Annotated in this window: 12 protein-coding genes and 1 tRNA gene; 10 read left to right on the top strand and 3 right to left on the bottom strand. The window is 43.7% G+C overall.

Going from position 1 to position 13,522, the window contains the following annotated elements; translation table 11 throughout:
- Nucleotides 1-135: 135 nt before the first annotated feature.
- The 10 genes from IGI82_RS10905 (at nt 136) to IGI82_RS10860 (ending at nt 10,177) form a co-directional block, all read left to right on the top strand.
- The gene (locus tag IGI82_RS10905) at nt 136-1,257 is read left to right on the top strand and encodes a glycoside hydrolase family 88/105 protein (protein WP_438842211.1); all 1,122 of its coding nucleotides are present in this window, start codon (nt 136-138) and stop codon (nt 1,255-1,257) included.
- A complete protein-coding gene (locus tag IGI82_RS10900) occupies nt 1,254-2,570 on the top strand; it encodes a glycoside hydrolase family 28 protein (RefSeq protein WP_438842210.1) in 1,317 nt (438 codons plus the stop codon). Before IGI82_RS10905 ends, IGI82_RS10900 begins: the two co-directional genes overlap by 4 nt.
- Complete coding sequence (locus tag IGI82_RS10895; protein WP_438842209.1) at nt 2,567-3,457, top strand: dienelactone hydrolase family protein; 891 nt, start codon at nt 2,567-2,569, stop codon at nt 3,455-3,457. The genes IGI82_RS10900 and IGI82_RS10895 overlap by 4 nt, the downstream gene beginning before the upstream one ends.
- Nucleotides 3,418-4,335 carry a pectinesterase family protein gene (locus IGI82_RS10890; protein ID WP_438842208.1) on the top strand — a complete coding sequence of 306 codons (918 nt, stop codon included), beginning with the start codon at nt 3,418-3,420 and terminating at the stop codon, nt 4,333-4,335. Before IGI82_RS10895 ends, IGI82_RS10890 begins: the two co-directional genes overlap by 40 nt.
- Nucleotides 4,332-4,778, top strand: coding sequence for a DUF4064 domain-containing protein (locus tag IGI82_RS10885; protein ID WP_142424573.1), 447 nt, complete (start codon nt 4,332-4,334; stop codon nt 4,776-4,778). The genes IGI82_RS10890 and IGI82_RS10885 overlap by 4 nt, the downstream gene beginning before the upstream one ends.
- Nucleotides 4,775-6,367 carry a glycoside hydrolase family 43 protein gene (locus IGI82_RS10880; protein ID WP_087627632.1) on the top strand — a complete coding sequence of 531 codons (1,593 nt, stop codon included), beginning with the start codon at nt 4,775-4,777 and terminating at the stop codon, nt 6,365-6,367. The genes IGI82_RS10885 and IGI82_RS10880 overlap by 4 nt, the downstream gene beginning before the upstream one ends.
- 3 nt (nt 6,368-6,370) lie before the next feature.
- Nucleotides 6,371-7,864, top strand: coding sequence for an extracellular solute-binding protein (locus tag IGI82_RS10875; RefSeq protein ID WP_015509909.1), 1,494 nt, complete (start codon nt 6,371-6,373; stop codon nt 7,862-7,864).
- Between the two features lie 149 nt (nt 7,865-8,013).
- Nucleotides 8,014-8,847, top strand: coding sequence for a sugar phosphate isomerase/epimerase family protein (locus IGI82_RS10870; protein ID WP_156235906.1), 834 nt, complete (start codon nt 8,014-8,016; stop codon nt 8,845-8,847).
- 165 nt (nt 8,848-9,012) lie between these two features.
- A complete protein-coding gene (locus IGI82_RS10865; RefSeq protein WP_438842207.1) occupies nt 9,013-9,885 on the top strand; it encodes a VOC family protein in 873 nt (290 codons plus the stop codon).
- A 64-nt stretch (nt 9,886-9,949) separates the two neighbouring features.
- Entirely contained in the window at nt 9,950-10,177 is a 228-nt protein-coding gene (locus tag IGI82_RS10860; RefSeq protein ID WP_005229963.1) for a hypothetical protein, read from the top strand.
- Between the two features lie 88 nt (nt 10,178-10,265).
- Here the strand turns inward: IGI82_RS10860 and IGI82_RS10855 are convergent, their stop codons facing one another.
- The 3 genes from IGI82_RS10855 to IGI82_RS10845 form a co-directional block, all read right to left on the bottom strand.
- The gene (locus tag IGI82_RS10855; RefSeq protein WP_438842206.1) at nt 10,266-11,537 is read right to left on the bottom strand and encodes a hypothetical protein; all 1,272 of its coding nucleotides are present in this window, start codon (nt 11,535-11,537) and stop codon (nt 10,266-10,268) included.
- 200 nt (nt 11,538-11,737) lie between these two features.
- On the bottom strand, nt 11,738-12,964 hold the full coding sequence (locus IGI82_RS10850) for an Ltp family lipoprotein (protein ID WP_438842205.1): 1,227 nt from the start codon (nt 12,962-12,964) through the stop codon (nt 11,738-11,740).
- 406 nt (nt 12,965-13,370) lie between these two features.
- Nucleotides 13,371-13,453, bottom strand: a tRNA-Leu gene (locus IGI82_RS10845).
- Nucleotides 13,454-13,522: the final 69 nt, after the last annotated feature.

Here is a 13,522-nt window from a genome sequence, read left to right as displayed (position 1 = left end):
GTGAACAAAACGGTCACTAGAGAACACCTGGAAATAGCAAAACAAGCTGAACCCTCAAGAAATATAGCCAGTAAAACGAATTCATTGAAACAGCTCTATGAATTGAGGAGACTACAATAAAAGGAAGTATCGTACATGAAGAACTATTCGGAAATTGCTTTGAACACGTTATTTGAGCGCTATGACTACTTATGCAAAGAAAAAATTTATCATGGAAAATGGTCCTATGACATCGGGGTCGTTTTACAAGGCGTAAAAGAAGCCTATGAGCAAACTGGTGACAGACGCTATTTCGACTATATCCAAAATACGATGGATTTTTATATTGACGAAGACGGTTGTATCAAAAACTATCAGATGGATGCGATGAATATCGATTACATCAATAATGGCAAATGTTTATTCTTACTATACAAAGAAACAGGTGCTTCAAAATACAAGATCGCCTTGGACACGCTGTATCAACAATTACAGCAGATGCCAAGAACAAGCGAAGGCGGGTTCTGGCATAAAAAAATCTATCCTTATCAAATGTGGTTAGATGGCTTATATATGGGGGCCCCATTTCTAACAGAATACGCACTGACATTTGAGAAAGAAGAAGCATTGGAAGATGTAATCAAGCAATTCACCTTATGCTTTACTCATACCCTAGATCCAAAAACGGGTCTTTTGTATCACGCGTGGGATGAACAAAAAGTCCAGCCGTGGGCAGATCCTGAGACCGGTTGTTCAAAAAATTTCTGGGGACGATCAATGGGATGGTTCATGATGGCTCTCGCAGATACGATGGTGCTATTAGGGGAATCAGAGCAGAAGAATCCATTAGAAAAAATGTTTGTCTCTTGTCTAGAAGCTCTTGCTAAAGTAAGAGATCCCCAGAAAAAAGTGTGGTATCAAGTCTTAGATAAAGGCAGGGAGCGTGGGAATTATTTAGAAGCATCCGCTTCTTCAATGATTTGTTACGCAACAGCGAAAGCAGTCAAAGCAGGGATCATCGATCAAAAATGGCAAGTGTTTGCCCAAGAGACCTATCAAGGATTGCTTGATGAGTTTGTCTTTTTAACAAAAGAAGGCTGGTTGAATCTGATCAGAAACTGTGAAGTTGCTGGTCTTGGTGGACCAGATGATCGGGATGGTACGTTTGTTTACTATATCAGTGAACCCGTTATCACAAATGATTTCAAAGGATACGGTGCCTTTTTACAAGCGAGTTTACTGCTGCAACCACTAATGGAGGAAGGAAGCAAGAAATGAATATCCAATTGACTACAGCTGATTTACAAGAAAAAGAAGGTCTGTTGACAGAAGCGATTCAAGAAAAAATTGATGAATTGCATCAACAAGGAGGAGGCAGAATCACTTTTTCCGCAGGACGCTATCCGACAGGAGCGCTCTTTTTAAAAAGTAATATTGAACTGCACCTACTATTGGGGGCGACCCTAGTATTTTCTGATGATCCCAAAGACTATCCCGTCGTTGTGTCTCGCTGGGAAGGGGTCAAACGGGAAGTTTATGCCTCTTGTTTATATGCCGAGAATGCGGAAAATATCGCTGTCACAGGACTAGGAATGCTTGATGGACAAGGGCAAAGATGGTGGAACACCTTTCGGGAAAACCGTGAACAGCTTGCTTATCCACGACCAAAATTAATCAGTTTTGACTCTTGCCAGCAAATTACGTTGAAAGATATCCGTCTTGTCGATTCACCAAGTTGGACCGTCAATCCGATTCTTTGCCAAGATCTAACGATCGATAATCTTCGCATCAAAAATCCAGCGGATTCGCCAAATACGGATGGGATCGATCCTGAATCTTGTAAAAATGTCCGCATCAGTAACTGTCATATCGATGTTGGTGATGATTGTATCGCCATCAAATCAGGAACGGAGGACACCAAAGAACGGGTCGCTTGTGAGAATATCACGATCGTAAATTGCCATATGCTTCATGGGCATGGGGCAGTCGTTCTAGGTAGTGAGATGAGCGGCGATATTCGTAATGTCACCATCAGTAACTGTATTTTTCAAGATACCGATCGTGGGATTCGGTTGAAATCCCGTCGGGGACGTGGCGGAACGATCGAAGATATTCGAGTGAATAACATTTTGATGGATAATGTTATCTGTCCATTCACTTTAAATCTTTACTATTTCTGTGGACCGAAAGGCAAAGAAAAGTATGTTTGGGATAAAAATCCGTACCCGATCACCGAGGAAACCCCTCATTTTCGGAGAATCCATTTTGCAAATATCTCGGCTCGGAATGTTCATGCGGCCGCTGGGTTTGTTTATGGCTTGGCTGAACAATTTATTTCAGATATCACTTTCCAAGATATTGCTGTCTCTATGGCTGAACACCCAATTCCAGGAAAGCCTGCAATGATGACAGGTATTGAAGAGATGACAAAACAAGGCTTTTATATTGGCTGTGGAAGGAATATTCAGTTTGATCGTATCAATTTGGAAGGCGTAACTGAAGCGTTCCATATCGAGAATAGTCGGGAAATCACCGTCACACAATCATTTGAGAATCGTCAGCCTCTGGCATTTCAAGGAGATTTTTTGTGAGGGATCCTCAGTTACTACAGCTGCTAGGTCCTGATATGAAAGTTGCACCACAAGTGGTTCAGCAAACAAAAGAGCAAGTGCAAAATTATACCTTGGAACATTTACTTCTACGATTAAATCAAGAAGAGGATGTCCCTGCATACTTTGCTTATCCTAGCTCTCAGCAACCTGTTCCACTCGTTTTGTTCAATCATTCTCATGGCGGCGACTTCACGATGGGGAAAGAAGAACTACGACAAAGTCCGTGTTATATGCAAAAAGAAAGCCTATTCGCGACATTTATGAAGTTGGGCGTCGCCGTTGGGGTGATCGACATGTGGGGCTTTGGCGAACGAAAAAACGGTGAGAATGATAGCTACAAGCGGTTTCTGTTGCATGGCAAAACATTATGGGGACAACGAATCTATGACAACCAACAGTTTTTGACCTATCTTGCTTCCCGCAAAGAAGTGAAACATTCCGCTATCGCCACATTGGGACTTTCTATGGGCGGCTTGATGAGCTGGTGGTTGGCAGCGCTTGATGAACGGATATCAGTGGTGGTGGACATGGCAGCACAAGTGGACTATCAAGCATTGATCGAAGAGGACTGTATAAGCAAACATGGGTTTTACTATTATGTTCCTAATGTGTTGAAAGACTTTACGACTGTGGCGATCCAAAAACAGATCGCACCACGCCCGCGTTTGAGTTTGGTTGGCAAAGAGGATCGTGGCTGCCCCTCAAGCGGCGTCGCTCGTTTGGATCAGCAGATTGGGCAGCATTATGAAGCAATAGGCTACAAGGATAATTGGCAGGCGTGTTGCTTGCCAGGCGGTCATGAAGAAACCAAGGAGATGAGAGCGCAGTGGATCGAATTTCTAAAACAGCACCTCCTATCAAGCTAAAGGTTAGTAAAGAGCCGCAAAAGGGTGATTTTACGAGTATCCAAGCAGCCGTGCTGGCTGCTGAAGCCATAAACGTACCTTGTGAAATCACGATCGCCACTGGCGTGTATCAAGAACAGGTGAAAATCTATAAGAACCAGCTTACGTTGATTGCGGAACCTAACACGTTCTTATGCTACCACTTGGCTGCCGAGCAAACCGATGAAAATGGGCAAAAAAGAGGAACGTTTCAAACAGCGACGCTCTTTATCAATAGCCGAGAAGTCTTTGTAAAAAACCTGACCATCATCAATGACGCAGGGTATGGGCAAGCAGTCGGGCAAGCAGTTGCCGTCTATATCGAAGGGGATGACATTCGCTTCGAACGCTGTCATCTCGATGCTTTTCAAGATACCTTGTGCCTGGGTCCATTGCCAAAATATACCAAAGAAGGCGAACCAATGATCAGTCCTTGGCGAAAGACAATCTTTGACCAACAACAGAGTTTGTTTTTGCATTGCAGGATCAGTGGAACAGTCGATTTTATTTTTGGCGGTGGTTCCGCCACCTTTGAAGAGTGTCGCTTGCATTGTAAAAATACACCACAAACGAACTATGTTACTGCTGCCTCAACCAGCAAACAAGCAAGCGGGTTAACCTTCGATCGGTGCCGAGTGACAGGGGACAAAGCCTATTACTTAGGCCGTCCTTGGCGTAATGACGCCAAAGTCACCTTTTTATCCTGCTGCTTTGATCAACAGCTCGCCCCTTGCGGATGGTCTGATTGGGGAAAAACAGCAAGCCACCAAACGGTCACATTCACGGAGCGAATGTGTTGTTACCAAAGAAGTCCCCAACGTCCTGAATGGGTGACTCTTGAAGGAGTGATAGAAAAATGAGCAAGGCAAAATGGTCTGGCTGGATCGGGATGGTTCTCGCTCTGGTGTTTATGGGCGGCTTTTCCTTGGCGATCAATCAAATGACTGTCCAGCAGTTCGAAGAGATCTTTCAACGTGCGTTTCCCACTATACTGAATCAAATGACGGAAGAAGCAGCATTGGCGCAATTTCAAACACTCGGCGCTTGGTTTGGCTTCACGCTGTTGGCACTCCTGATATTGGTTTCAGTGGCGACGATGCTTGTTCGCTATCGTAATTATCGAAAGCAATCTTGTGCTATTTATTTTTTGACTGGTGTCGTGACATTGATTGGTAGTCAAATGATCGCTTTTCCGATTGCCTTTTGTTTCTTTTTAGCGGCGGGTTTTTGTTTTCTCCATCGCGATGACGGACACAAGAAAAAAACAACGGACGCAGTCAGCAAACAAGGAGGGGTTGCATGAAGGCAATAATCAATAATCCGATTTTAAGAGGGTTTCATCCTGATCCGAGTATTTTAAAAGTCGAGGATACTTATTATTTAGCGGTTTCTTCCTTTGAGTGGTTGCCAGGAATTAGGGTCTACTGTTCTCAAGATCTAGTCAATTGGTCCCATGAAACAGATATTCTGACCAATCAAGTGGATTTATTAGGCAACGCAGCAAATTGCAGCATTTGGGCACCGCAAATCAGTTACGCAAACGGACAATACTATTGTGTCTATACAAATGTTCGCAACACGACACGCCCCTTCAAAGACTGTCGAAACTATCTCATCACGGCTCCTACCATTCATGGGCCATGGAGTGAGCCCATTTACTTAAATGGTAGTGGCTTTGATCCGTCCTTGTTTCATGATCAAGAGGGGCGTATCTGGTTATTGAATGCGCTTTGGGATTATCGTAAGGATACACCAAATAAATCGGTGGGGATCGTGCTCCAAGAATACTCTGAAGCACAAGGGTGCTTGATCGGTGACAGAGTGCCAATTTTTTCTGGAACCCAGCTGGCGAAGACTGAAGCACCGCATCTTTATTACCACAATGAGTGTTATTACTTACTGACGGCAGAAGGAGGAACGGGTGCAGGTCATGCGGTAACAGTTTGTCGTAGTAAAACCATCACTGGACCTTATGAAGTAGATCCGCATTTTCCCATGATGCGTGCCTATCAGCGCGAAGATTCCCCTTTTCAATGTACAGGTCATGGCAGTTTGACGATTGCGCCATCAGGAGAATGGGTCATGAGCTATTTGATGACTCGGCCAGTAGAAGGGGCAGCGATCCTTGGACGAGAGACAGCACTCCAAACTGTCTATTGGGATCACGAAGGATGGCTGCGTCTTAGCAATAACGATACGATCCCAGATCAAACCATCAGGCTCGCTAGCGATGCTCAGAAGCAAAGGGCATCACCTGCTGTTTTTATTGATGACTTTAAAGGATCGTTGCAAAAAGCATGGAACGGTAGACGATTGCTGCCCAATGAAGAGTGGTGCAATCTGAGTGAGCGACCAGGGTATTTGCGATTGATCGGCGGAGAATCGATGCAATCGAACTTTCATAAGCACTTATTGGCGATTCGTCAACAAGACGTTTGTTTTGAAGCTGAAACAGTGATGGAATACCACCCCCAATCGTTCAATCAGATGGCTGGATTGTCGCTTTTCTTAAATGAAGAAAACTATTTGTTTTTCTACGTAACCTATGATGAAAAAGAAGACAAGGTCCTTCGGTTGCTGCGGTGTTGTGAAGGAGAATTTCACTTGTTCCCAGATAAATTGCCCCTCGCTGCTGCAAGTGAGCCGATTGGATTGAAAGTAGTCGGTTCTTATCTAGAAGCCCAATGGTTCTATCGGCAATCACAAACGTGGCATCCCTTTAAAAAGCAAAACATCCAGTTCTTGTCTGGTGGTTTTACGGGGAATTTCATTGGAATCAGTGCCCATGATTTAGATCACTTTGGCAAAAGCTATGCCGATTTTGAATATTTTACGTATCAAGGGAAAGATCCGCTCGATGATGGCTCCCTAAAAATAGAGAAAGAAGGTTAACAAATGAAAAAGTTGAAAGTTGCAAGTTTATTATTATGTGCTGGACTGTTTTTAGCAGGCTGCGGCGATGGTGGAGGTTCACCTGAAGGACCAGAAAGCGAAGGGAAATCAAGTATTTCTTGGATGGCGATGCTACATACTGCTTCCCCACCATCTGGAGATGTCACGCAAAAGCTAGAAGAATACACAGGGGTCGAGATCGACTTTACGTGGGTGCCAGATGCTTCAAAAACAGAACGCTTGAATGCAGCATTGGCGTCGAATTCTTTAGCAGATATCGTTAGCCTGACAGAAATCAATAACACAACCGTCCGCAGCTCACTCGCATCTGGAATGTTCTGGGATGTGGAACCCTATTTAGAAGAGTTCCCGAATTTGGCAGAAATTTCCGAAGATCGGTTAGAGTCTTCTCGAATTGATGGTCGAATCTACGGCGTTCCGTTTTTAAAACCGATCGCGCGTTATGGCGTCCTTGTCAGAAAAGATTGGTTGGATAATTTAGGCTTGGACGTGCCGTCGACATTAGAAGAATTAGCAGCTGTCGCCCAAGCCTTTACGGAAGATGATCCAGATGGAAACGGTGCGGATGATACGGTTGGTTTCGTAGAGCGTGATGAGTCCTTTAACGTTGGGTTCCGTTCACTTTCAGGTTACTTTGGTGCAGACAATTGGTTTACGATCACGGATGATGATGAAGTGATGCCATCCTTTATGCAACCAGAATACAAAGAAGCAATGGAATGGTTCCGTAATATCTATGATAACGGTTGGATGAATTCTGATTTTGCGGTAATGGCGAAAAATGATCAGAAGAATTATATCGTTCAAGGTCGTGGTGGGATCGTATTGAGTGGTTTGCAAGAAGTACGTAACTACATTGATGATGCAGCTGGTACTGATGAAGAGCATATGGAATGGGTCTTGATCAATGATATCGTCCATGAAAATGTGGAACGTCGCATCCTTTCTGATACCAATGGTGGAATGGGCGGCTGGTTAGCCATTCCGAAAAACAATGTTGAAACCGAAGAAGACTTACGTGTTGTTTTGAAATTTATCAATGATTTGATGGACGAAGAGCCGTTTACGTTGATGACGCAAGGGATCGAAGGGGTCCATTATGAAATTGATGATGAGGGTGTCTATGTCCGTTTAGATGATACGAAGTGGCAACAAGAAGTACAACCATTTTCTTCGTCTCGTCCATCAGAATTAGTAACAGTTTTCCCTTCAAGCAACCCATATGTCAACTTAGCCAATGAAAAGATTCGCGAAAATGAAGAGTTTGCGGTGATCAATCCTGCACAATCGCTGACCTCTGAAACCTATGATCGTTCATGGTCAAGCTTGATTGAAGGAATCTCAGACGCTTACTACCAATATATGACTGGGGAAATCGAGATCGATGGGTTTGATACAGCGATCGAAACCTTCTTAAGAAATGGTGGACAGCAAATCATTGACGAGTTCACGGAAGACTATCGTTCACAACAATAAAGGTCACAAAAGGTTCTGATCATCTATTGAGAAGAAATAGATGAAGTGAGGAGCCGCTACTGTTGAATGATTTGAAGACCAAGACCAGTTGAAGTGATTCGCTGCTTGGTCTTCTTTTTGCTTCAAAAGCAGTGAAGAAAGGAGAAGCTATGTTTCAACTAACTGTTCGGGGGCATGATTTAAAGAATTATGGGTCCCCAGAAGAATTAGCGCAAAAAATTGCCGCCCAAAACATTCATAACATTCAATTTGCATTAAATAAATCCTTCCCACAATGGGCAGAGCCAGAGCAATTAAGCCCTGGTTTAGGCCGCTTTTTCAAACGAGTTTTTGGTCAATCTCACGTTCAGGTCGCTTTATTAAGTTGTTATTGTAATCTGATCCATCCTGATCTGGAAAAACGGGAAGCGATTTTATCCAGATTCGAGACCTATCTCGCACATGCCAAATATTTTGATGCAGCTATGGTCGCAAGTGAAACTGGTTCGGTTTTGCCAAATATGGGGTATACCGAGGAAAATTTTAGTGACGTCGTTTTCGATGATTTGGTTCAGGTGATCAAGCGTTTGGTCCAAGTGGCTAAGAGACATCAAGTGATGCTAGGAATTGAAGCGGGCTTGAATCATCCACTATCATCGATCGACCGAATCCAAGAATTGCTGGAACGGGTACCCTCTGACTATTTAGGGATCATCTTTGATCCAACCAATCTGATTACTGCGAAGAACTATCAAGAGCAAGTCGCTTTGACAAGGGAAGCTTTTTCCCGCTTTGGCGATGCCATCGTTTGCTTGCACTTGAAAGACTATCAAGTAATCGATGGGAAAATCAAGGTAGTCCCATTGGGAGAAGGAATGATTGATTATCAACAACTATTGGCCATCACCGCTGAATACAAGCCATATTGTTATGTTGTGTTAGAAGGGACGACCGAAGAAGCGATGCAGCCAGCCATTTCACTGATTGAAGCACTGAAAAAGTGAGCGAGTTGTCTTTGATTGTGACTGATGAGGAAATGCTTTGTTTCTAGGAATCACGGAAGATCACGGAGTCCTTTCCTCAACAAGCAGATTTATTTACTTACTAAAAGTTAGTGTTATACTTAAAGGTACAAGTGAATTTAACTGTTTAGAAAAGAGGAAATAGCGATGAAAATGATTCAATCCACCTATCAAATCGATGCAGCAGCCGCAATTGGCAAAGTCGTTTTAAAAGTAGCAAACATAGAAAAAATGAGCCAGTTTTATTCGGACGTGATCGGCCTGACTTTATTGGAGCAAAGTGTAGATCACGCGCGATTAGGCGTGGGAGCGCAAGCGCTTTTAGTTCTAGAGAAGGTGAGTGATCCGTTGCCTTTGACACGGAAAACAGGCCTTTTCCATACGGCGTTTCTTTTGCCTAGCCGTAAAGACCTAGGAAATATGCTGATTCATTATTTGGAAGCCAAAGCTCCCCTGGATGGTGCCAGCGATCATGGATATAGTGAAGCGTTATACCTGAGCGATCCAGAAGGAAATGGGATCGAAGTGTATCGTGACAAACCGAAGAGTGAATGGGATATTCGAGCAGATGGTGAGATCGTAGGCGTTACGATCGAAATGGACGCGCAAGGCGTGCTGGGAGCCGCTGACCGATCTCAAACGACCTTTCCAGTTGGCACCACGGTGGGGCATGTCCATTTGAAAGTGGCGGACTTGGCAAAAACAGAAGAATTCTACACAGAAGTTTTAGGCATGCGTTTGACCTCAGATTTTGGTAGCCAAGCAAAGTTTTTTGCTGCTGGTTCGTATCATCACCATATCGGATCGAATATTTGGATGGGAAGAAATGTTCCAGCTATGGAAGAACTGGATCTAGGCTTAGCGTACTTTACGATCGTTTTGCCAGCTTTGGCTTTTTCTACGTTACGAAGTCATCTCAAGGCAAGAGGCGTTTCGTATGAGTTAGAAACAGACAGCCGCTTGCATTTGACTGATCCGAATGGGATCAATCTGATCATCGAAAGAAAGAATCAGCCTTAAGATGGAGGTTTTTTCATTCATGAAATGAGAGAATAACCTATAATCAAGTAAAAGGAGAGCAAGCATGAAAAAAAACGGGGCGGGACAATCACTATTTCTAGCATTATTGATCAGCATGGGCTTATTTTTCTTTGTCCAAGGGAAACAATTAATAGAAAGTGGGGCGTCTCCTGTGATTTTTATTGCTTTTTCGGCTTTTGCAGGAATTATCGGAGTTGGTGTCTATGGTCTTCAAGCAATAATGAAGCAGCATCGGCGCAAAGCCATGGTACCAATCAAAACCAAAAAATAAAGAAACCGACCAATCTTAAACAGGAAGATTGGTCGGTTTTTTGTTTAAGCTAAGACAAAATGGGAAATGGGGTCTCGTCCCCTACAGATTAATTTTCCATGTTTTCAATCGCAAATTCGATCTCATCAGGTGAGAAGCCGTTCCCTTCAAGATGAGCAGCCATATTTCTTTGACGGATCCCTAGCACCCGACGGGATTGATTGGCGCGTCCTAAAGCATGGCGATACCAATCTACATCTAGGGTTTCTAGTGCCCATTGTGTTTCCTCCGCAGTAAAACCTTCTGTTTCTAACAGTTCTGCCATCTCTTGTTTTGAATAAAAGCGACGATTTCCTTGCGCTCTAACGAGGAAAAAGGCTTCACGTTCTCGTTCTGTCGCATTGTTTTCGCGCTCATAGCGTGCTGCTACAGTCGGGGCGAGATGAAACCCTGCTAAAATCGTTTCCTCGGTCACTTCGTTATCAAACACGTAGGTTCTGAATTGAAAACGATTGTCGTTTTCCAGTTCAAGCCATAGTGATTCAACCAGAAATCGATAACCGACTGGAATCGTTTCATAAACAGCATCGGCAATTTCGTAAAAATAAGCGGAAACGGCTTCGTAAGGAGTCATTATCTCGGGAACGATTTCCGTCGTTTGTCCATTAAACAAAGTGATTGCGGAAGGGTAGGTCTCACCAGCATTCGTAAATGTGAGAATCCCCACTGGCTCATGTTTTGTTGAAAAGACATTCATGGTCACACCGTTCGCCAAATCAATAGCACTCTGCCACTTGATTTCTTGGTCATCGCTTTGTTGGTGTAAGTGTTCAAGTGTATCAGGTGTCAAACCAAGCTTTTCTCGTGTATCTTCATTAATTCCTTCTTCATCGGCAAGAGGATTGTTTGCTCCAGCGGTCACTAGTGCTAAATCCTCTTCGTATTCGTTGAATAATTCTTGCAATTTTGCTCGTCTACTGACGATGATCGGGCTCTCTTCATGGATGGCAAGTAAGGCTTCGATACGGCCATTGCGAGCGGCAACCCAACTCGGCATATCCAGATAGCGAGCTTCGATCGCTTCTTGAGCGAGTGCGATCATTGTTTCCGTGTTTTCAATGAATGCCGCCTTGTGTTTTGAGTTGCTATTGACCTGGTCTAGAAAGGCCAATTCTGCTTCTTTGCCTCGAATCATCAGTTCGAGATTTTCAATACTTAAATCATAAGTAAGATTTTCTGCATGATAGGTATGTTCCCAACCAGCATCTAAAGCTGCACCGATGCGCTCAGAAAGTTCCTCAGGGCTTGCTGAATTTATCGTCCCACATCCTGAAATCAGGGACAGTATTAGTAATAAAGGCAACAAAACTTGTTTTTTCATTTTTCTCCTCCTCGTGAGACTCTAGTAAACCTCGCCAATTTGTACGAATGAACGCATTAGATCGAGCTCTTTCTTGGGTATAAACATAGCCACAATACAAGGGACATCAACTGAGCCCCCAAAGTTAGACCAAAAAACCTAACTTTTTGAGGTCACTACAACAGCATATGGGCATCGCGAAACCCTTTTTTCGCTAGTTTTTAGTTACCTATGTTTGTCATCGCGTAGTCGATTTGTTCTTCTGAAAAGTCTTCAAAAGTCAATAACCGGCGAATGTTGTCTGGAGGAAGACTCATCAAGGAATGGTAACTATTTGCTTTCTTCAACGCCTGCTCGTTCCAATCAATCGTGAGCTGATCAACTGCCCATTGTGCATCATTATGGGTAAACCCTTCAAATTCTAATTGTTGTATCAATCGTGCACGTGAGAAAGCCATGAGGTTCGTATAGGATTCGGCACGAGCGATCGCTCGTCTTTGTTCTGAAGATCCTTCATTCTCGGTCTGAGTTTGTTCGTCCTTGTTTTGCTCTTGCTGCAAAGCCGTAGCTGCTTCTTGTTTGGCGTTTGCTTCTTGAAGCTGTTGATACACGGTAGTGATCATGTCTTGATCAATGTCATGATCAAAGCCATAGGTCATCACCGCCAGCTGATGTTCATCAGAAGATTGATCGAATCGATTCATAAACATCATTGATTCACGAGGAATATTTACGGCGAGCGCTCGTAAAATCGTTTCATAGAAAGCAGCTTTTTGCTCGTCGGCAGTTTCCCGATTCAGAACAGTAAACCCAGATGCGTACTCCTCATCGGGCATCGCAAAAACGAAGACGTCAACATTCGTTTCGCTTGTGTGGTAAACAGTGGCAGTGAGTCCATCGTCAAGTTCGATTGTGCGATGAAGAGTAAGCGCATCTTCTGTGAGCTGCTGAAGCTGCTCGATATCGTCTGCCAAAAGCCCCAGCTTTTCCCGCGGATCGGCTTCAGGAATCGTTTCGTTTGCTACCTCTAGTAGACTGTTGAGGTTGTCTTGATTACTGAGAATGATAGGGCTCCGTTCATGAATCGCAGCCAGAGCCTGGCTATAACCAATGCGAGCGGCAAACCAAGCAGGGACATCGATCCGACGCTCCACTAACGCTCGTTCAGCGGTTGCCATCAAATCAATCGTGTGGCTGATCAATTGCTGAAGGTCTTCGTCGGAAGAATCAAGTTCTTCCAAAATAGCCAGTTCGGCTTGGCTGCCTGCAATCAGCAATTCTAAGGTCGCTGGTTGATAATAGGCCCAACCCGTTCCAGACTGGTTTGTATATTCCAGTCGTGCGTCGATGCCAAGCGCAACGGTCTCTGACAGTTCTTCATCTGCCTTCGTGCAGCCGATAAGCAAAATAACGAATGACAATAGGGTGATCAGTATTCTTTTTTTCATTAGACTCCTTCTTTCTATCGAAAGTAACTGAGAAAACGGTCGGCAGAGGTTGGTTCATCTGGGGGAAGGAGGAGGGCAGGTGAATGGAAAAAATGTTGAAAAGATTTCCATCACAAGTTCATTCAAGCAATTGTTTCTGATACGCTAATAAGAAAAGACGGAACATTGAACTAAATTTTATGAATAGTCGTTATATTATTCATTTTATATGAAAAATATCACTAAATGCAACGATAAAAGGATTTTTATTGGATTTTTTATCTTTGGGGAAAGGAAGGTTACTCTCAACTTTTGAGGAGTAGGTACTCAAGATCAAAGCGATCGAGGGAATTCATTGAAGGATCACCAAGGGGGGATCTTTTGTGCAAACAAAAAAAAGCTTCCCACAATGGGGAAGCTGTAAGGATGCGGAAAATGGGATTTGAACCCACACGAGCGATTGCTCACAAGACCCTCAATCTTGCACGTCTGCCATTCCGTCATTTCCGCAAATACTATAGAAGGAAACGCAGGCTGAGGTAGTTCTGTCACGCCGCGTCTAGAAAATATCTTACCTGA

This window comes from Enterococcus sp. AZ067, assembly GCF_051715005.1.
GTDB lineage: Bacteria > Bacillota > Bacilli > Lactobacillales > Enterococcaceae > Enterococcus_D > Enterococcus_D casseliflavus.
Note: the sequence above shows the minus strand (reverse complement) of the source record. Positions and strands in the feature narration are given on the sequence as shown.